This window comes from Mucilaginibacter rigui, assembly GCF_014773275.1.
Taxonomy (GTDB): Bacteria; Bacteroidota; Bacteroidia; order Sphingobacteriales; family Sphingobacteriaceae; genus Mucilaginibacter; species Mucilaginibacter rigui_A.
The window spans coordinates 56,533-77,634 of sequence record NZ_JACWMW010000001.1 but is presented as its reverse complement, the minus strand read 5'-3'; the positions used below and the strand labels follow the sequence as shown (position 1 = coordinate 77,634).

The window sequence follows — 21,102 nt, the reverse complement described above, 5'->3', positions numbered from 1 at the left end:
CTGCAATACAAGAACACTTACAACAACAAAGGGCGCCAAATGGCGCCCTTTGTTGTTGTATACGATCTTATAACTATTCTTTAACCACTTCGTTCAACACCGGGTGATCAAATGTAGAAATGGTTGTGTGCCCACCCTTCAACCGGTCGAATATCACAATCTCGTTAGTGCCTTTTTTAAGCCAAGCCGCAGGCACATACAGCGTTTGCTGCGGGCCTATGTTCCAGTATTTGCCCAGGTTGTGCCCGTTAACAAATACAAACCCTTTACCAAAGGTTTTCATATCCAGGTAGGTATCAACCGTGGTACGTAATGAGAACGTGCCACGATAAAGCGCGGGCTGTAATTCAGGTTCATTTTGCTGTGGCAGATACTTGAACCCTGTGGTTGTAGCGAATGGGAACTGGTACATTTTCCAGCTTAAAAGTTCCTGCCCATTAAGCGTTACCTTATCTGTAATGCCCTGGCGGTTATCGGTTAAGTAAGGGCCATAATTAATGCGGCCATTATTTTCTACCAGTATATCCAACACACTGTTAGCAGTTGGGTTATTTAGCTGTAACGTATCCTGTTTTAAACGGCGGTCTAATACGCTGATGCGTTTGCCATTTAAATAAACGGTGGCATAATCACGTAGTTCTTTTATTTTAAGTATCCCGCTTATAGCATTGGCCAACGTGGTACGGTATAGCACAAAACCATATCCCTGGTCAAGGTCTTCAAAGCTTTTCGGTTTTTCAGACTCTACCGGAACACCTAAATTACTGAACAGGTTTGCCACCCCACTTACTTTTATTACCTCTAAACCAAATGTACGGCGTTTCTTTTCGGGCACATCGGGCAGGGTTTCGCCTGCGGGCAGGTGTTTTGCAATTATGGCCCGTAGCTTATAATATTTTGGTGTAGGGTTACCGGCTTCATCAAGCGGGGCATCATAATCATAACTGGATGTTTGGGGCGCGTAGGCTTCGGTACGGCTCATGTTGGCACCGTTCATAAAATCGCGCGTGGTCCCCCCATGAAACATATACATATTGATGGAGATGCCTGCCGATAAAATATTATCCAGCTTTTTGGCATCCTCATCGGCATTGCTGCCTGTATGCGGCTTGCCCCAGCTATCAAACCAACCCGGGTACCATTCGGCTATATAATACGGGCCTTTGCCATTGTGATATTTATTGATCAGCGCCTTTGCTTTTGCGGGATCATCCTCGCCATTTACGGCCGGTAAAAAACCTGGCAAATAACCAGCAGGCATTTGGCTTGGGCCATCGCAGGTAAACAATAAGCCATCAAAACCTGCCTGCCTAAAAATCTTCTCGTTTTGTGCCAGGTATTCCTTATCGTTACTGAAAGAGCCATACTCGTTCTCTATCTGCACCATCAGGATATTACCGCCATGGTTTACCTGCAGCGGGGCCAGCTGCTTGCCCACTTCTATCATGTAATTTTGGTAAGCATTGATAAAGGCAGGGTCTTTACTACGCACTTTCATGTTCTTGTCTTTTAACAGCCACCACGGGTAGCCGCCAAATTCCCATTCGGCGCATACGTATGGGCTTGGGCGCAGTACTACCCAAAGGCCTTCTTCTTTTGCAATGCGTACAAATTCGGCTATATCATTATTTCCTGTAAAATCATACTTGCCCTGTACCGGTTCGTGCGCGTTCCAAAAAACGTAGGTACCAATAGTATTTAAGCCCATAGCCTTAGCCATCTTCATCCGTTCGCGCCAATACTCGCGGGGGATGCGTGTATAGTGCATTTCGCCCGAGATCATCTGCAAGGGCTTGCCATCCAACAAAAATGTGCTATCGCCCAGGGCAAAGGTGTGTTCAACTGTTTGTGCGTTAGCTACGGTAAGCCCGCCAAAAAAAAGGGCGCAATAAATAAATATCTTCTTCAACATATCTTTCTCACTCATTAAAATAATCCCAGCTGCCCTTTGTCATCTATGTCAATATCATCCGGATTGGTAATCTCAAAGTCAACCTTCTTAGCCGGTGGTACCCCTGGCGGCTCGGGCGCTTTAGCGCCATCATCCGACTTTAATTCGTCTTTTTTCGGCTTTAGTTCGTCCGTTTTCGGCTTTAGTTCGTCCGTTTTCGCCTTTGGCCCTTCTGCTTGCGACGCTGGTCCAACCGGTTTTCCTATAATGGGGTTTGCCGCTTCAGATTGTATCGGGGCAGCCTGTGGCTTTGCTTCAGCTACTGCAGGGGCGGTATCGGTATTTTCTTTATCCTCTCCGGTTATCACAATTTCGGTATCCTCAACCGAATCGGGTGCCGGGTCTGGTACGTCCTCCGCATCATCATGCTCGGTCAACAGTTCAACACTTTTTACCTGGTGAACAGACAAACGGTTACCCATCGCCTTCATGCCTTTTACATCAATAAGGTCTGTAAGGTTAAGATCGGCCTCTTCGGGGATAAGCGTTTTACCTTTTAACTGTTCTACCTTAACAACAGGCTGTGCCGCGCCTGAGATGATGATCAGTTTTGAGCCGCTCTCATCGCTGATGATACTGGTTTGCTTACCAATTACGGTGTTCTCAAACACAAAACGTTTCACCATGTAATTTTTTGATTTGCCATCGTAATGCACCACGGCAAATACTTTGGCAGGATCGTATTTTTCAATAACGATCATCTTATCATCAAAGTGGTTATTGAGGTCGAAACTGGTTAGCTCATAAATACCATTGCTCATCACGGTAAGTATGCGGTCGTCGCCGTCAAACTCGCCCAGGTACTTACCACGGCCATCTGCATTCAGGCGTTTCAGGATATCATCGTACCATATTTTACGGCCGGCCAGCGTGGAGATTCCCTTACTTTTCAGTATCACCTTTTTAACCGGGTACTTGGTAACCATGTTACCGATAGATGCCCGGCCTTTTATGGCAAGCGCTGCAAAATCCTCGTCAAAATTTAGTTTTTTTAGTTTGGCGTGGGGCTTCAACTGTACGTTAACCACTTCGGCCTCGCCATTTGGGTTAGCAGTAAAGTAAAGCATTTTTGAGCCTTTGCTGCCTTTGGTCAGGTCGTACTCCTTATCGCGGGTTACGCCCGTTACCGAGAAACGCTTGATATAACTTACGCCGCTTTGCCCGTCCTTATAAATCATGTTATAAACGGTGCGCTCATCGTTCTTTTTAAATACAGCAACATGTTCAATATCCTTACCCACAAAAACCTTATCCTGTACCTTGGTTACAATGAACCGGCCATCTGCACGGAACACGATGATATCGTCGATGTCAGAACATTCGCCCACAAGTTCAACATTCTCGTCTTTCTTTAAACCCGAGCCAATGAATCCATCAACCCTGTTTACAAAAAGTTTTACATTGGCTAATGCTACCTGCGAGGCTTCCACCCTGTCAAAAGTGCGCAACTCGGTTTTGCGGCCGCGGTCTTTACCGTATTTATCCTTAAGTTTTTCAAACCAGGCAATGGTGTACTCGGTAAGATGTTTTAAGTGGTTTTTAACCGTTTTTATTTCGGCTTCTAATGCCTTGATCTGCTCATCCGTTTTCTTTACGTCGAAACGGGTGATGCTGCTCATCGGTTTATCTATCAGTTTCTTATAATCCTCCGGTAGTATGGTACGATAAAACTGCGGGAAGAACGGTTCGAACAACCTGTTCAACACCACCAATACGCCTTCAAAATCTGACGATTGCTCGTAATCGGGGTGTTTGTACATCCCTTCCTGGATAAAGATCTTTAACAACGAACTAAAAAAGATCTTCTCCATCAGGTCCTTCAGCTTTATCTCCAGCTCCTGCTTCAGTAGCTCTTTAGTAAAGAAGGTGCTTTCACTCAGCATATCGTTCACGCTCATAAAGCGTGGCTTATCATCCTGTATAACACAGGTATTGGGCGATATGGATACCTCGCAATCGGTAAAGGCGTAAAGCGCATCAATGGTAACATCGGGCGAGATACCCGGCGCCAGGTGGACTATAATTTCTACTTCATTAGATGTGTGATCATCTATCTTTTTTATCTTGATCTTACCCTTGTCATTAGCAGATATAATGCTTTCAATTAAACTAACGGTAGTTGTAGAAAACGGCACTTCTGTAATGACAAGAGTTTTTTTATCTCTTTCTTCAATTTTTGCACGTACACGAACTCTTCCACCGCGCTGGCCTTCATTATACGCAGAAACATCCGCCATCCCACCTGTAGGAAAATCCGGTACTATATTTGGCCTGTCGCCTTTTAATACAGCTATTGAGGCATCCAGCAATTCAACAAAGTTGTGTGGTAATACTTTAGTTGCCAAGCCTACAGCAATACCTTCGGCGCCTTGCGCCAGCAGTAACGGGAACTTTACCGGTAAAGTTATGGGTTCGCGGTTACGGCCATCATAACTGGCCTGCCAAACGGTGGTATCGGGGTTAAAAACCACATCCAACGCGAATTTTGATAAACGCGCCTCAATGTAACGCGGGGCTGCTGCGGAGTCACCTGTAACCGGTCGGCCCCAGTTACCCTGTGTATCTATCAACAATTCCTTTTGTCCTAACTGAACCATGGCGTCTCCAATAGAAGCATCACCGTGCGGATGATATTTCATGGTGTTACCAATAACATTAGCGCCTTTATTAAAACGCCCGTCGTCCAGTTCTTTTAATGAGTGCAGGATGCGGCGTTGTACGGGTTTCAACCCATCATTTATATGCGGAACGGCACGGTCAAGTATTACATAGGATGCATAATCCAGGAACCAATTTTCGTACAGCCCATCGAGAGAAGTGACTTTATGAAGTTTATTGTCTTCGTTATTTTCAGGAATATCAGGATTGTTCAGATCGTCGCTCATGCTGTAGCTAAAAAATAATTATGGATGGGTAAAGATAAGATAATGTAAAGAAATGCGGATGCGCTGAAAGGTGGTTTTTAGCTATAAACACAGCCTTTTTACTAACATTTAAACAGTAATACACCTTTAACGTTTAGCGTAAACCAAACAGCTTGCAAATTGATCTGTAATCAAAAGAAATAGAATTATCAATTCAGGCCCGGCGCCCGTGCAGTCGCAGTTTATTGCCCCCTCAATTTTTTCTGCTCGCGCAGCATAGCGCCGTAATCCATGCGGCGCACGGCGGCATTAATGGTTTTGGCTATGCGGTTGGCGCGGGTTTCTTCGGTTTTGGCATCGGTTATCCATTTAATAAAATACCCCTGGTGTGATTTAGCCAAGCCGCTAAAATATTCGAAGGCTTCAGGTTGCTCAAAGTCAAAGCACTCCTGCAGATCGGCAGGTATCTCTATCTTAAAGTCCTTATCATGCTCAAGCTGTACCCTCACCATAGCACCCTTTGTTTTACGGATGCCCTTGCGGATCTCCTCGCGCAGCGACATAAAAAAATCGCCGCCGCCCACCGGCATTAAAGCCATGCCGGCAATGGCAAAATCATCAAGCTTGCCCCGTACCCTAAACGCCTTTTTATTGCCGGGCAGTAATTGCTGTGCAACATCTGCCGGCACTACGAGGTAGGTCCAGCCGTTTTTGTCGCCTTGTTCGCTTACCTGTAAAATTATGGTGGTAAAATCAACCATGCTCAAATATATGTATTAGGCGGCAAATGTTAAATGTTTGTTAAATGTGCTTATTTAACATTTAAGGCTGTAACTATTGGGCGCCTGCCTGCATCTTATAGATATAAAAACTAACTGATCGGTTTACAACCAGCACACAAATTAATTACAATATTTAATTTACAACATTATGAAAACCTTAAAATCAGTAACCATTGCCTTAGCCCTTTTCGCCGCCTGTAGTTTTGCAAAAGCCAATGATGTGCCCCCGGCGAATTTAACAAAAACACACGCCATTAATACTTACATAGATGCCATGACACATGGTAAATTAGGTGATTTTAAACAAGTGATAGACCCATCGGCAACGTTTAGCATTCAACGCGGCAACGATGTTTTGAGCTTTACAAAAGACCAGATAATTGCTGACCTTAAAGGCAAGGAAAACATTGAACAAGAATGCACTACCACCAACCAGGTTGTTGACGAAAGCAGCAATAAGGTAGTTGTGAAGGTAGATATGGCTTTTAACAACTTTACCCGCACCAACTATGTAACCATAGCCAACACCGGTAAAGGCTGGAAAATTACTAACGTTAATAGTGTGTTTAAATAGTTAAATTTTAGTGTTTGAGTGTGATTGGCCCTCCGGTATATTGGAGGGCCTTTCTTATTTTAATGATCTTGAAGGAGGAACTACAAAATAATGTGGGTTAAAAATTACTTCACAAACGGCTGCAGCGCTGCCTGCCACTTATCATAACCTTTGCTGTTAAGGTGCAGCATATCACTTTCAAATAATGTAGTATCGGGCTGATGTGTGGCGGGGTCTAATATTGTTGAGGCCACATCAATATAATAGCTGTTTTTACGCTTCTTTAAAAAATCTTTTACCAAGTCGTTAGCTTTTCTTACTTCTGGAAAGAATTTGGCCCGGCTTGGGCTGGGCTTTATCGCCATAAAATAAATCTCAGCCTTTGGCAGGTTTTGCCTTATCATGGCCCACAATTTGTAAAATTCGCGGGCGGTAAATTCACCTGTTTTGCCTGCGGCGATGTCATTTTCGCCTGCATAGACAAATATTTTACGCGGGTGATACGGGTACATGATGTATGGCGTATAATAATTAACCAATTGCTCAATGGTGCAACCGCCAACCCCACGCCTGATGATGGGCTTGCCGCTAAACCTTTTTTCCAGATCTGTCCACTTACGGATAGATGAACTGCCAATAAACAATATGCCGTTTTTTGCAGGCATGCTGATGCTATCCTGTTGTTTAAAATCGCGAATCTCGTTATCAAACGGAAAGCCTTGCTGCGCGCGGGCAGTTATACCTGCCGTTGCTAAAACAAAAAATAATAGCAGTTTTAATTTCATAGTGGTAATTGTACTAAACGTTCTTCAGAAAACATAAAGGGCATTAAACTTTGTATACCGTTAATTTCCCAAACGGGCCCGTTAATGCAATATAACAACATACGCAAAGGGCTGTTTTGCATTTTCTCGCATTCGGCCATCACCTGCAAACATGCACCGCATGATGTTACGGGTTTCAGTAATTCAAAATCATCTGTATGGGCGGTTACCGCCATACTTACAATGGGGTCGTTTAAATGGTTGGCACCCCAGTTAAACAGGGCCACCCGCTCGGCACAAAGGCCCGATGGATAAGCAACATTCTCCTGATTGCTGCCATACAGTATTTTACCGCTTTGTAATTGCAAGGCTACCCCTACCCTGAATTTTGAATATGGCGAATGGGATGTTGCCAGGGCTTTTTCGGCTTCGGCACATAGGTTTTTATCGGTGGGGGTTAATTCTTCTAAGCTATCGTATTCTTTAAAAGCTATTTTTATTTCGTGTTCTGTCATTTTGTTCCGCTTACCCTATCCAACATAATAGGGTGTTTTATGTTTCTAAATAAAAAATCCCCCAACCTAAAAAAGATTGGGGGATACAATATAAGGGTTATTTCTTTAAATATCAACAACCTGTAAAAGAGACGCGAAGTATTGCGTCTCTACAAAAATTAATTTACACCGCTACCGGCAATTCTACCTCATCTAAATTTTCGGCTATTAACGGGTTTACGCTTTCATCGTCTTTCTCTACACGCAGGTTATTTACAATGTGCTGCTGGCGGGTTGGGGTGTTCTTGCCCATAAAATACTCAAGCAGGGCTTTGATATTGGCATCTTTCAGGAACACAGGGTCGAGCCTGATATCCTTACCGATGAACAAACCAAACTCATCCGGCGAGATCTCGCCCAAACCTTTAAAGCGGGTTATCTCGGGCTTAACACCCAGGCTGGCTATGGCGTTACGGCGCTCTTCATCACTGTAACAATAAATAGTTTGTTTCTTGTTCCTCACCCTGAACAATGGTGTTTGCAGGATTGATACGTGACCGGCTTTTACCAGGTCAGGAAAAAACTGCAGGAAGAAGGTCATCAACAGCAAGCGGATGTGCATACCATCCACATCGGCATCGGTAGCTATTACAATATTGTTATAACGCAGGCCGTCAATACCATCCTCAATATTCAGCGCGTGCTGCAGCAGGTTAAATTCCTCGTTCTCGTAAACTACTTTTTTGGTTAGGCCGAAACAGTTTAGCGGCTTACCCTTTAAACTGAATACCGCCTGGGTTTGCACATCGCGCGATTTGGTGATGGATCCGCTGGCCGAGTCACCCTCGGTAATGAACAGGGTGGTTTCCTGCTTACGCTCGTGGTTATCATCAAAATGCAGCTTGCAATCGCGTAGCTTACGGTTATGTAATGATGCTTTTTTGGCGCGGTCGTTCGCCAGTTTTTTAATACCGGCAATATCCTTGCGCTCGCGCTCAGATTGAATGATACGTTTCAGCAATGCATCGGCCACAGCAGGGTTTTTATGCAGGTAATTATCCAGCTCCTTTTTCAGGAAATCGTTGATAAACCCACGTACCGATGGCCCCTCCGGCCCAATATTTTGCGAACCCAGCTTGGTTTTTGTTTGCGATTCAAAAACCGGTTCCTGTACCTTTATGGCAATGGCCGCAACAATTGACGCGCGGATATCCGCAGCATCATATTCTTTTTTATAAAACTCGCGGATGGTTTTTACAACCGCCTCGCGAAAGGCTGCCTGGTGTGTACCACCCTGCGTGGTATGCTGGCCGTTCACAAACGAGTAGTACTCCTCACCATACGATTGCCCATGCGTCATGGCTATTTCTATATCCTCGCCTTTTAGATGGATGATAGGGTAACGCAGGTTTTCTGCATCGGCGTTGCGTGCCAACAGGTCATACAGGCCACGCTCCGAAAGATATTTTTGCCCGTTAAAATTCAGCGTTAAACCGGCGTTCAGGAACACGTAGTTCCAGATCATATTTTCTACAAACTCCGGGATAAAGCGATAGTGGCGGAAGATGGTATCGTCGGGCACAAAGTTAATTGCTGTACCATTGCGCTGCGATGTTTCCTTTTCGGGCTCATCCCGTATCAATTCCCCTTTTGCAAACTCGGCGATCTTAGTGCGGCCGTCGCGGTATGATTGTACCGTAAACGAGCTTGACAAGGCATTAACCGCCTTTGTACCCACACCATTTAAACCAACCGATTTTTGGAAAGCCTTACTATCGTACTTGCCGCCTGTGTTTATTTTTGATACACAATCAATCACCTTACCCAAAGGGATACCGCGGCCATAATCGCGAACAGAAACTTTATGATCGCTCATGTTCACTTCTATGGTTTTGCCCGACCCCATTACAAACTCATCTATCGAGTTATCCACTATCTCTTTAAGCAACACGTATACGCCATCGTCATAAGCTGAGCCATCGCCCAGTTTACCAATGTACATACCCGGCCTTAAGCGGATGTGCTCTTTCCAGTCGAGCGACCGGATACTATCATCATCATAATTTACTGTTTCTGCCATGTTCAGATCAAATGTTTTTGGGTAGAGATTTTGCCCGTATGCAAAAATAAATTTATGCCACTTAAATTAACATTTAAATGTGCCAACTTATTAACATTTGCGGGCCTTATGGTTTAAACTTTATGCAGCTGCTGGCCCTGTCAATGTTTTTAAAAAACTCGGGGCCTTTTTCATTGGCAAAACAAACCGCCAGGATGGTACCGATATGGTCTTTTTGCAGGGTTATCAGCAACGCGTATTTATAACCCTTGGTAACGGCTTCATCCTGCAGATTTAACAGGTATGATTTGCCTGCATCAGCGTTGTAACGCGCCAAATATTTTGGAGGGATAGTGCGTTGTAAAAAATTATTGTCGCCAGCAAAGGTGAGGGCATGCGCGGTGCCCATCCCAAGGTACAACGAGTCGGGGTTGGCCTGGGCTTTACTTTTATCACCTATAGATTTTTCGTAGCTGGCGTAATTCTCTTTCTGCGATTTTACCTGGAACCAGATCTCGAATTCCTTACCGGGCATTTCCATGGCATAATCAAAAGAAAGGTCCTCGTTATTGGGTGCCTTAATCTCTTTAAAACCTTTCGGGAAAATGAAATTTACGTTTGCCGCAGCGGTTAGCTGCTGAAAGTTTTTTAGTTGGGGACTAATAGATACAGGTTTAGCGGCTTGTTTTACAGCCACTACCTTTTTAGTTTTATAAGTGCGCCTCTGCGCCTCTACCATAAGTATAGGTGCAATACAAAACAGCAATATACCCGTAAGTAATATTTGTTTAAATTGCTTCAAAACACGTCGGGTTAATTAGGTAACACAAAATCAATGAACGAATTTAAATGATTTGAAACATTAAATAAAATTATTATATATATAAATTAAAAAATAAACATTTAGATAATTACATCATATACAATACATTGGCTTTGAGCTGGAATTTTAATCTTTTTAAAATAATTTAAAAAGTATTTTGTTTTTTAGATTTAACTTTATTAAGTTTGCATCAATGATGAAAAACCGGTCATTAAAATATGTATACTTTCTATCCTCATTAAGTGGGTTAAAATTTATAGTTAATTGGTTGTAAATCCTCACTTCGGTGAGGATTTTTTTTGTACCATCTTTTTTAAACTGACCGAATTAAATAACACTATATAAACCTGATTATGGCAAGATTAAATTTATTAGAAGAAACACGTTATGAGAAGCTGCCGGTTACGGTATATCCCGACCAGCAGACAGCATCGGTGGCAGTAGCCGGGCGGATAGCTGCACTCATCCGTACCAAACAAGCAGCCGGCGAACCCACAGTATTAGGCCTGGCAACAGGCGTTACCCCGATACAGGTTTACGCAGAATTGATCCGCTTACATAAAGAAGAAGGCCTATCATTTAAAGGGGTTATCACCTTTAACCTTGACGAATATTACCCCATGAAACCAGATGCCGCGCAAAGCTACGTTACTTTCATGAACGAAAACCTCTTCGATCATATAGACATCGATAAAAGCCTGGTTCATATCCCCGACGGCACCTTGCCGCAGGATGAAGTAGCCGCATTTTGTTTAGCGTACGAAAAACAGATAGAAGAACTTGGCGGGTTAGACCTGCAAATTTTAGGTATCGGCCGTACCGGACACATCGGGTTTAACGAGCCGGGCTCGGCACCAAACTCGGGCACGCGCTTGGTTACCCTTGACGACCTGACCCGAAACGATGCCTCACGCGATTTTGGCGGCAAACAAAACGTACCTACCAAAGCCATCACCATGGGTGTGGGTACCATATTTAAAGCACGCGAAATTATACTGATGGCCTGGAGTGCCAAGAAAGCGCCTATTGTACGCAAGGCTGTAGAGGGCGAGATCTCGGGCGAAGTACCGGCCACCTTCCTGCAATTATCAGACAATGTAGAATTTGTACTGGACAAAGACGCGGCATCGGGACTTACCCGTTTTGATACCCCCTGGCTGGTATCTGATTGTGTATGGGACAACAGCCTGAAAAAGAAAGCCGTGATCTGGCTATCCACTGCGGTTGGTAAACCTATTCTTAAACTAACAGAAGAGGATTACAACAACCATGGCATGGCGCAACTGGCCGTTGAGCAGGGGCCGGTGTACCAGATAAATATTGATATTTTTAACCAGGTGCAGCATACCATAACCGGCTGGCCGGGCGGTAAACCGGGTGCTGATGACAGTCAAAGACCTGAACGTGCCGAGCCTGCACGCAAACGTTCTATCATATTCTCCCCACACCCTGACGATGATGTGATCTCGATGGGTGGTACATTCATTAGGTTAGTTGACCAGGGGCATGACGTGCACGTAGCTTACCAAACATCAGGCAACACTGCCGTATGGGATGATGACGTTTTACGCTATATGGAATTCGCTATCGACTTTAAACAAAGCGTTGGTGAGGATACAGCCAGGCTACAGGGGATATATGAAGACATGCGCAAGTTTATCGATCAAAAACTCCCTAACCAGGTAGATACCCCCGAAATTCGCGATGTAAAAGGTTTCATCCGCAAAACCGAAGCTATTTCGGGAGCACGATTTGCGGGATTGCCTGACAGTAATATCCATTTCCAAGCGCTGCCGTTTTACGAAACGGGCAAAACCAAAAAAAACTCCGTTGGCGAAGAGGATGTGCGCTTAACAATGGAGCTTTTACAAAAAGTAAAACCCCAGCAAGTATTCACAGCGGGTGATTTTGCCGACCCGCACGGCACTCATGTGGTTTGTTTTAACATTGTAATAGAGGCCTTACGCCGATTGCGTAAAACCGAAGCCTGGGTAAATGATTGCTGGGTTTGGATGTACCGCGGCGCATGGCAGGAATTCCCAACTTACGAAATTGAAATGGCGGTGCCTTTATCGCCTGCCGAAGTATTACGCAAGCGCAACGCCATTTTTAAACACCAGTCGCAAAAAGACCGCCCTGTTTTCCCGGGTGATGATGCACGCGAATTTTGGGTGCGCGCCGAGGACCGCAACCGTGAAACCGCGCAGAGTTATGACAAATTAGGCATGGCCGAATACGCAGCCATGGAAGCTTTTGTAAGGTATCATTATTAATAACCCTATATCTACCATAAAAAAGGGAACGCAAATGCGTTCCCTTTTTTATTTAAAGTATGGAGAGCCACAATACTTTGCGCCGCTACATACTATTTATTTCTTTACCGCATCATTAGCTTGCTGTGCAGCTTCTAAATGGTGTTTCAAAATAGGGACATGTTTTGCAGCAAATGCCTTTAATTCGGCATCTTTCCCTTTATCCGCCTCTTTCTGAAACTCCTCTACATCCTCTTTATGGTCTTTCACCATATAATCGGTATAGGCTTTATCAAATTCAGTTTTACCCAATTTAGCCATATCATCATAGTCTTTTTGGGTTTTATTATCTAAAATGGCAGGTAAGGTAATAGTTTTAGCACCGGCAATAGCCATCAGTTCCTTATTAGCTTTTGAATGATCCTCAACCATCATTTTGGCAAATTCAAGTACCTTTGGCGATACACTTTTACTTTGCGCCAGCTTACCTAACTGTACTTCAAGTAAACCACCGTTGGCTGCAGCCACCGCGAATTTGGTGTCGTCAAATACCTCGGTAGAATCTTCGGCTTTTAACTGCTTTTTGTTACTGTCAATGGCCGCATCGGTACTGTTACTGTTGTAACTTGCTGTGCTATCAGTATCAGCAGTACCCTTGCTTCCGTTACCGCTACACGATGCTAAAGCCGTGATTACTACAACTGATAAAAATTTTAATACGTTTTTCATGGCGTTTATTTAATTATATATTAAATAATTAACCAACAATTATGCCACGCTATTTTATCTTCCCATTCACCAAAGCAATTATCTCAGTTTCGGCAGCTATTGTTTTCTGCTCTATCTCTACCCCTCTTTTCAGTATATCATCCACAAAAGCCTTATCCTTATAGCCTGATGCGTTGATCTTTACATTCATAAATGCGCCCATTACTGCCGACCGTGCACAAAGAGCGGCCACACCTGCATCTGTTACCGAATTGGGGTTGCCCTGTTCTACCATCGCGCGTATCAGTGTTAAACTATCGTAAGAAGTTTGCATCACCTTAAACGGGATCTCGATAGCGCATTTTGTGGCATCCTGTATAGCCTGGTCGCGAGCGGCTTTTTCAGCGTCATTACCTTTTGGCAGGCTAAATGCCTCCATAATTTTATTAAAGGCGGTGGTGTCCAGATCAACCAGGCGTAGTAATTCATCTTTATATTTTTGCCCTTGTTCGGCCCAGTTACCAAACTCTTCCCAGCGGCTATCCCATCCCTTTTTATGCGACGAAAGGTTAGCTACCATGGTAGCCAGCGAAGCGCCCAAAGCGCCCATATAGGCCGATATAGACCCACCGCCCGGTGCAGGGCTTTCGCTTGCGGTTTCGTCGGCAAAGTCAGTTAGGCTCATGCTCACCAGCTTACTTGCGGCAGCATCTTTTAATAAATATTCAATAATACGTTCATCCGGGTTAAACGGGCCAAGCTCATCCAAGCCCATGGATTTGGTAGCAATCTTGATCAGTTCTTTTTCACTTACCCCTGTTGAGCGCTGCTGTTTCCGCAGAAAGTATTTACCGGCATCCAACATGGCTTTCAGCGGGATCAGGCCAACCAGTTCGCTGCCTGTAACACGGATGCCACGGTCGGCCGCTTTATTGCAAACCTCATCAAACGCGATATGGATCGGGGTAACTTCGATGTTCGTCAGGTTCATCGAGATCTGCGCAACGCCATATTCTTCAATGTACCAGCCTATCGCCTTTACGCTTTTCAGCGTACCGGGGATAGATTTCGGCTTGCCATTCTCGTCGGTTATAATTTTACCGGTTACCGGGTCGCCTTCGCGCATTACACGCCCGGCTTCGCGCACATCAAAAGCAATGGCATTTGCCCTACGGGTTGATGTGGTATTGAGGTTGATATTATAAGCGATCAGGAAATCGCGCGCACCGATAACCGTAGCCCCACGTTTGACATCCATCTCTGCAGGACCAAAATCAGGCTTCCATTTTGGTTCTTTTATTTTTTTGAAAAAACCTTCGTACTCGCCCGCCCTTATTACCGACAGGTTATCGCGGGTCTTATCTGCCTGCGCATGCTGGTATAAATAAGCCGGGATGCCTAACTCTTCCCCAACACGCCTGGCCAGTTGCTTTGCGTATTCGGCAGTTTCTTCCATGCTAATGTTGGCGATCGGTATCAGCGGACAAACATCAGTAGCGCCCATCCTCGGGTGCTCACCTTTATGCTTGCTCATGTCTATCAGTTCACCTGCCTTTTTTATCGCAAGGAAAGCCGCATGTATCACAGCTTCAGGTTCGCCCACAAAAGTTACCACGGTACGATTGGTGGCCTTGCCGGGGTCAACGTTAAGCAACCTAACGCCTTCTACAGATTCAACCTCGTCGGTTATTTGTTTAATGATAGTCAGGTTTACACCTTCACTAAAATTTGGTACGCATTCAATTAGTTGGTTCATATTTCGATGTCATTGAGTCCTTTCTTAATTCCCTCCCTTGGGAGGGGTGTGTAGGGCTTGTGTTGTGGCAGGGAGGGGTTTCGCCAAATTGCAAAGCTCATTAAACCCCTCCCTGCACCCTCCCGTAGGAGGGAATCGCACTGCCCGACGCTTTTATTTATCTCCTCCAACCCATACTTTGGCCGGCTTTAATTTACCCTGGTAATATAATATTTCGCGGTAGTCGGCGCATGGGTAGGCCTGCATATCGGCGGGCATGCCCGGTGCTAATATACCACCTTCCATTTTTAATGCTGATGCCGCGCGATAGGTCAGTCCCGCGAATACTTCGGCAGCTGATAACTTTTCGGATGCGCTCATTACGGCGGCTTGCATCAGCAAATCGCCCATTGGGGCCGATCCGGGGTTCCAGTCGCTGGCAATGGCCAGGCAGGCGCCCGCGTTTAATAATTTACGTGCCGGGGCGTATGGCATACCCAACCCCATCGACGCCCCGGGCAACGTAACAGCAACTATATTTGAGTCAGCTAATAGGTCAATTTCATGCTCGCCGCTGGCTTCCAGGTGATCGGCAGATACCGCGTCAACCTCTACGGCAACAGCGCTGCCACCGGTAGTAAACTGGTCGGCATGTACGGTAATATCAAAGCCCATTTGTTTGGCTTTGTTTAAGTATATCAAAGCGTTTTTGGTGTTTATGGCGCTTTCTTCAATAAATATATCTACGCGGTTGGCAAGGTTTTCCCGCTTAATAACAGGCAGCAGATCATCCACCACATGCTGTAAATATCCCGCCTGCGATCCTTCATAATCCTTAGGCACCATGTGCGCGGCAAGGCAGGTAGGCACCAATTTGGCTTTAGTTTGTGCCGATGCGGTTTTAATGGCACGTAATTGCTTTAACTCTTCAGTAATGCTTAAGCCATACCCGCTTTTAACCTCAATGGTGGTTACCCCTTCAGCTAAATGGCGGTTAGCCCGTTGCACCAATGTTTCCACAAGCATTGCTTCATCAGCCGCGCGGGTTTGGGTTACGGTATCCCATATACCGCCACCTGCTTTAGCAATTTCCAAATAGGTTTTACCGGCAATGCGCATGGCATAATCCTTAGCCCGGTTACCACCAAAACAGATGTGCGTATGGCAATCTATAAATCCGGGAAGCAGCACTTGCGGGCTTTGTACTTCTTCAATTTGAATGAATGGGTTGGCTTTTCGTAATTCTTCAAAATCGCCAACTTCAATAATAAGTCCGTCATCAAACAGCACACCGCCGTTGGCAATAATATGCAATTGCTCGTCCTTAAGCGCCCCCTTTAAAGGCAGCCCTGTTAAGGGGAGTATCTGTGTAAACGGACCTATTAGTTTTTTCATTTTTGTTTTCTTACCTATCCCTAATTTACTCACCCGGTCATTGCTTCGCTCGACCCGCCCTCTCTTCGCTGCGCGCAAAGAGGGCTTTGCTTTTCTCTTCACCCTTTTGCGAAGCAGAGAGGGTCGCCAGCGAAGCGGGGTGAGTTAACACCTTATGTGCGTTACCTGCGGCCCGGGCTTTACGCTCATACTGCGCAGGCCTTAGCCACATGGCCGGTAGCCGCTGCAATCCCTAACGCGACTTTTCTTACCCGTCATTGCGAGGAGCGATAGCGAAGTGGCAATCTTCGACATGCTTGTCGCCTACTTTTCTATCGAAGATTGCCACGCTGCGCTCGCAATGACGATCTTATTATTGCACCCGTCAAATGACTCAATGACCTAATGACTCAATGACTAACCCCACACCTTCAACCCAAACCTATCGGCCCAATCCTTCGCCTTATCATACCCGGCATCCGCATGGCGGAAGATGCCCATCGCAGGGTCATTATGCAGTACACGTTTCAGGCAGCTTGCGGCGCGTTCGGTACCATCGGCAACTACTACCATACCGGCATGCTGCGAGTACCCCATGCCTACCCCACCGCCGTGGTGGAAGGATACCCATGTTGCACCACCCGAGGTGTTAGCCATCAGGTTTAGCAATGGCCAGTCTGATACAGCGTCCGAACCATCTTTCATTGATTCCGTCTCGCGGTTTGGCGATGCTACCGAGCCGCAATCCAGATGGTCGCGACCGATCACGATCGGCGCTTTTACTTTGCCGCTTGCCACCAGTTCGTTAAAAATCAACCCGGCCTTTTCACGTTCGCCCATACCCAGCCAGCAAATACGTGCAGGAAGGCCCTGGAAGGCTATCTGCTTTTGCGCTTTCTCCAGCCAGTTGATCAATGGTTTGTTTTCCGGGAAGGCTTCCATCAATGCCCGGTCGGTTTTGTAAATATCTTCAGGGTCGCCGGATAGGGCTACCCACCTGAACGGGCCTTTCCCCTCGCAAAACAACGGGCGGATAAACGCCGGGGTAAACCCCGGGAAATCATAGGCATTTTGCTCGCCGCCCTGTTTGGCAAACTCGCGAAGGTTGTTACCATAATCAAAAGTAACCGAGCCGCGTTTTTGCAATTCCAGCATAAAGCCAACATGGCGGGCCATACTTTTTAACGACAGGTGTTTATATTCTTCCGCATCCGCTTTGCGCAGATCTGCAGCTTCTTTTAACGTTAACCCGTTAGGGATATATCCGTTCAGCGGGTCGTGTGCCGATGTTTGGTCGGTTACCATATCGGGCACAATGCCGTCGGCTATTAGCCTTTCCAGCATATCACCGGCATCGCTTACCAGCCCTACAGATAGGGTTTCGCCTTTAGCCATAGCATCCTTTACCCAGCCAATGGCTTCCTCGTAAGAGTGGGTTAACTTATCTATGTATTTGCTATCAATCCTTTTTTGAATACGGGTAACATCTACATCGGCACCTAAAAACACAGCGCCCGCCATAGTTGCAGCTAAGGGCTGCGCGCCACCCATACCGCCTATGCCAGCGCTTACAATTAGCTTCCCTGTAAGGTCATTATTAAAATGCTGTCGACCTGCCTCCACAAAGGTTTCGTAAGTGCCTTGCAAAATACCCTGCGTACCGATATAGATCCAGCTGCCTGCGGTCATTTGCCCGTACATCATCAGGCCATCGGCACGCAGCTTGTTAAAATGCTCCCAGGTGGCCCATGCGGGTACCAAATTACTGTTGGCTATTAAAACCCGTGGCGCCTGCGGGTGACTGCGGATGATCCCAACCGGTTTGCCACTCTGTACTAACAATGAATGGTCATCATCCAGTTCCAATAAAAGTTCTATGATCTTTCTGAGCGATTCCGGGTTGCGGGCCGCCTGGCCAATGCCGCCGTATACCACCAGTTCATCCGGGTTTTCGGCAACCTGCCCGTTAAGGTTGTTTAGCAGCATACGCAGCGGCGCTTCTGTTTGCCAGCTTTTAGCGTGCAAGTGGTTGCCAACCGGGGCATAATATACCGGGTGGTTGGCGTAGGTATTAATAAATTCCGAACTCGTCATCATCGTTTATATGGATGTTATGTTTTTGGGCGGTTTCCAATGCCGTTGATTGGAATTGCCCGCTAATAATTAATTGATGCAGGGCGTTGATATCATCTGCAAAGATCCTGTCATCTTTTATGTAGGGCACATGCTGCCTCACCAGTTGGTGCAGGCTTTCTATAATCGGTGTACTTTGCAACGGCCTGCGGAACTCCATAGCCTGCGAGGCATAAAGCAATTCAATAGCCTGGATATACTCAATATTGTCAAGCACCATGTGCAGCTTGCGCCCGCTGATAGAACCCATGGAAACGTGGTCTTCCTGCCCAAGCGATGTTGGTACACTATCGGCACTCGCCGGGAAACAGAAGGTTTTATTTTCGGTAACCAATGCTGCTGTGGTGTATTGCGGTATCATTAAACCCGAGTTTAGGCCGGCATGTTCTGTGAGTAATTTTGGCAAGCCGTAACGGCCTTCGCTCATCAGGTAACAGCGGCGATCGGCAATATTGCCCAGTTCGGCTGCGGCAACGGTGGCGTAATCTAAAGGCAAAGCCAATGGCTGCCCGTGAAAGTTACCACCACTTATGGTATCATCGGCATTAAAAATTACCGGGTTGTCGGTAACAGAGTTTAGTTCTATCTCCGTCAGTTCTTTTAAATGCAGCCAGGCATTACGCGATGCACCATGCACCTGAGGCATACAACGTAAGGAGTATGGGTCTTGTACCCTATCACAATCTACATGCGCGTTACCAATAGCCGAGCCTTGCAACAGAGCAGCTAACCGCTTCGCTACAAGCTTTGTACCCTTATACGGGCGAATGGCATGCAGCCTTGCATCAAAGGGACGGGCAGAACCCATAAGCCCTTCTAATGACATCGCACCGATCAGGTCAGCAGTGTTCAGTAAATTATTTAAACGCTCAACCGCTTTTATGGAAAAGGCCAATATAAATTGGGTACCGTTAATTAAGGCAAGCCCTTCTTTGGGGCCTAATACCAATGGCTTTAAGTTGTGTTGTTTTAATATCTCGCCTGCCGGATGCTTTTCATTACCCACATTCACATATCCCAATCCTATCAGCGGCAGGAATAAATGTGACAATGGGGCCAGATCGCCCGATGCGCCAACCGAACCTTTCTCGGGCACAACCGGGATCACATTGTTATCAATATGCCAGATGATGCGCTCTAAAGTAGCGGGTGCAATTCCCGAATATCCCTGCGCCAATGCCTGCACCTTTGTTATCAGCATCAGCTTGGCAATTTCCTGCCGGATGGGTTTACCCACACCCACGCTATGGCTTTTTAAGATATTACTTTGCAGCAGGCTGGTGTCCTCTTCAGAGATTCGGGTATCGCAAAGTGGCCCGAACCCTGTATTGATACCGTATACCGGTAAATGTGTGTGTACTATCTTCTCTACTTCTTTCCATGAAGCATGGATTCGTGCGGCAGCAGCTTCATTAATAACGCCCTGCACCTTGCCGGCAGCTATGTCCAGGCAAATGCCAATAGTAAGATGATCTGTACCGTAATTAAACTTTTTCATTGCGCATCGGCTTTAATTTATCACTTACCTTACCTGCAAGGTTGTAGGTACGGAAGGTATTCTCCATGGCTGATATGGCAGGCAGTATCTCTTTGATCGCCTCGTCGCTTTCAGCAAGTTCGGCCATGCTTGCGCTTATGGCATCCCAAACGGGTAAGATCTGTGTTAACAGTGCCCTGCCTTTATCAGTAAACTTCACCATTTGCCTGCGGCCGTCATCGGCACTAACGGTGGTTTCTACCAGGTTACGGTTCCTTAAATTGGTTATTAACTGACTTGCCGCCGGGTGCGAAACCTCAGTTTGCTCGCTCAGCTCTTTTATAGAAAGAGAATCGTTTTTCGATAACAGGTAAAATACCGGAAACCAGCTGGCATCAAACTCAATGCCCTCATTTTGATAAATGCGGTTTATTTCGGCCAAAAACGTTTCGCTCATCCGCCTAAGCCTGCTGCCGAAAACCAGGTATCCTAAACTTTGGTATAAATTCATGAATGCAATTTATATAAGTGCTTATATAAATGCAAGCGTTTTTATTAAAATATTGAAAGACAGGCACAATTTGTCCTGATTTGCCTCTTAAGTTGTCGCTATTACCCCCGTCGCTTATTAATCTGGCTGCCCACCTTTGTGTTATTAAAGTTACAATCATGAAAGAACAATTTAAGATCACTATAAATGCGACGCGTAAAAAGGTTTGGGAAACCCTTTGGGGTGAAACAACTTATCCGGTGTGGACAGCCACATTTTGCGAAGGGTCTACTGTAACTACCGACTGGCAGGAAGGCAGCAAGGTTTTATTTGCCGATGGTAAAGACCGTGGGATGATATCTGTTATTGTACGAAATATCCCTTACGAACACATGTCGTTTAAAATGCTGGGCGAACTTATTAATGGCGTTGAAGATTATACAAGCGAGAATGCCAAAAAAATTGCAGGTGCTTTTGAAAATTACACTTTAACGCCCGATGGTGATAAAACCCTGTTAACAGTTGATTTGAGCGGATTAAACCTGGACCAGGGTATTATGGATTACTTTACAGCAACCTGGCCCATAGCGCTGGAGGTTTTAAAAACTGTTGCCGAGGAATAGTATTGTATCAGGCTTTTTAC

16 protein-coding genes are annotated in these 21,102 nt (G+C 45.7%); 3 read left to right on the top strand and 13 right to left on the bottom strand.

The window, feature by feature from the left end:
• Window positions 1–73 precede the first annotated feature (73 nt).
• The 3 genes from IDJ75_RS00325 to IDJ75_RS00315 all read right to left on the bottom strand — a co-directional run bounded on the left by IDJ75_RS00325 (window position 74) and on the right by IDJ75_RS00315 (window position 5,576).
• Window positions 74–1,927: a glycoside hydrolase family 35 protein gene (locus IDJ75_RS00325; RefSeq protein WP_224746442.1), complete on the bottom strand. Its 1,854-nt coding sequence runs from the start codon at window positions 1,925–1,927 to the stop codon at window positions 74–76.
• Window positions 1,927–4,836, bottom strand: coding sequence for a DNA gyrase/topoisomerase IV subunit A (locus tag IDJ75_RS00320; RefSeq protein WP_191173631.1), 2,910 nt, complete (start codon window positions 4,834–4,836; stop codon window positions 1,927–1,929). Before IDJ75_RS00320 ends, IDJ75_RS00325 begins: the two co-directional genes overlap by 1 nt.
• A gap of 221 nt (window positions 4,837–5,057) precedes the next feature.
• Window positions 5,058–5,576 carry a YdeI/OmpD-associated family protein gene (locus IDJ75_RS00315; RefSeq protein WP_191173630.1) on the bottom strand — a complete coding sequence of 173 codons (519 nt, stop codon included), beginning with the start codon at window positions 5,574–5,576 and terminating at the stop codon, window positions 5,058–5,060.
• 169 nt (window positions 5,577–5,745) lie between these two features.
• Between IDJ75_RS00315 and IDJ75_RS00310 the strand changes: the two genes are divergently transcribed.
• Window positions 5,746–6,171, top strand: coding sequence for a nuclear transport factor 2 family protein (locus IDJ75_RS00310; protein ID WP_191173629.1), 426 nt, complete (start codon window positions 5,746–5,748; stop codon window positions 6,169–6,171).
• Window positions 6,172–6,275: 104 nt separating this feature from the next.
• On the opposite strand, the gene IDJ75_RS00305 is transcribed toward IDJ75_RS00310, so the two are convergent.
• From IDJ75_RS00305 to IDJ75_RS00290, 4 genes are all read right to left on the bottom strand, one after another.
• Entirely contained in the window at window positions 6,276–6,935 is a 660-nt protein-coding gene (locus IDJ75_RS00305) for a GDSL-type esterase/lipase family protein (protein WP_191173628.1), read from the bottom strand.
• Window positions 6,932–7,429, bottom strand: coding sequence for a cytidine deaminase (locus IDJ75_RS00300; RefSeq protein WP_191173627.1), 498 nt, complete (start codon window positions 7,427–7,429; stop codon window positions 6,932–6,934). Before IDJ75_RS00300 ends, IDJ75_RS00305 begins: the two co-directional genes overlap by 4 nt.
• Window positions 7,430–7,592: 163 nt before the next feature.
• Window positions 7,593–9,488 (bottom strand): DNA topoisomerase IV subunit B, encoded by a 1,896-nt coding sequence (locus IDJ75_RS00295; protein WP_191173626.1) that lies wholly within the window; start codon window positions 9,486–9,488, stop codon window positions 7,593–7,595.
• A 106-nt stretch (window positions 9,489–9,594) separates the two neighbouring features.
• Window positions 9,595–10,269 carry a hypothetical protein gene (locus IDJ75_RS00290; RefSeq protein ID WP_191173625.1) on the bottom strand — a complete coding sequence of 225 codons (675 nt, stop codon included), beginning with the start codon at window positions 10,267–10,269 and terminating at the stop codon, window positions 9,595–9,597.
• Between the two features lie 374 nt (window positions 10,270–10,643).
• Between IDJ75_RS00290 and nagB the strand changes: the two genes are divergently transcribed.
• Entirely contained in the window at window positions 10,644–12,563 is a 1,920-nt protein-coding gene (nagB, locus tag IDJ75_RS00285; protein WP_191173624.1) for a glucosamine-6-phosphate deaminase, read from the top strand.
• Window positions 12,564–12,659: 96 nt separating this feature from the next.
• On the opposite strand, the gene IDJ75_RS00280 is transcribed toward nagB, so the two are convergent.
• The 6 genes from IDJ75_RS00280 to IDJ75_RS00255 form a co-directional block, all read right to left on the bottom strand.
• Window positions 12,660–13,271: a DUF4142 domain-containing protein gene (locus IDJ75_RS00280; protein ID WP_191173623.1), complete on the bottom strand. Its 612-nt coding sequence runs from the start codon at window positions 13,269–13,271 to the stop codon at window positions 12,660–12,662.
• A gap of 49 nt (window positions 13,272–13,320) precedes the next feature.
• Window positions 13,321–15,006, bottom strand: coding sequence for a glutamate formimidoyltransferase (gene ftcD, locus IDJ75_RS00275; protein WP_191173622.1), 1,686 nt, complete (start codon window positions 15,004–15,006; stop codon window positions 13,321–13,323).
• Window positions 15,007–15,159: 153 nt separating this feature from the next.
• Window positions 15,160–16,380, bottom strand: coding sequence for an imidazolonepropionase (hutI, locus tag IDJ75_RS00270; protein ID WP_191173621.1), 1,221 nt, complete (start codon window positions 16,378–16,380; stop codon window positions 15,160–15,162).
• Window positions 16,381–16,776: 396 nt separating this feature from the next.
• Window positions 16,777–18,456, bottom strand: a complete 1,680-nt coding sequence (gene hutU / locus IDJ75_RS00265; protein WP_224746441.1) for a urocanate hydratase — start codon at window positions 18,454–18,456, stop codon at window positions 16,777–16,779.
• On the bottom strand, window positions 18,431–19,990 hold the full coding sequence (gene hutH, locus IDJ75_RS00260; RefSeq protein ID WP_191173620.1) for a histidine ammonia-lyase: 1,560 nt from the start codon (window positions 19,988–19,990) through the stop codon (window positions 18,431–18,433). Before hutH ends, hutU begins: the two co-directional genes overlap by 26 nt.
• Window positions 19,977–20,480, bottom strand: coding sequence for a MarR family winged helix-turn-helix transcriptional regulator (locus IDJ75_RS00255; protein ID WP_191173619.1), 504 nt, complete (start codon window positions 20,478–20,480; stop codon window positions 19,977–19,979). The genes hutH and IDJ75_RS00255 overlap by 14 nt, the downstream gene beginning before the upstream one ends.
• A 158-nt stretch (window positions 20,481–20,638) precedes the next feature.
• Between IDJ75_RS00255 and IDJ75_RS00250 the strand changes: the two genes are divergently transcribed.
• Window positions 20,639–21,082: an SRPBCC domain-containing protein gene (locus tag IDJ75_RS00250; protein WP_224746440.1), complete on the top strand. Its 444-nt coding sequence runs from the start codon at window positions 20,639–20,641 to the stop codon at window positions 21,080–21,082.
• Window positions 21,083–21,102: the final 20 nt, after the last annotated feature.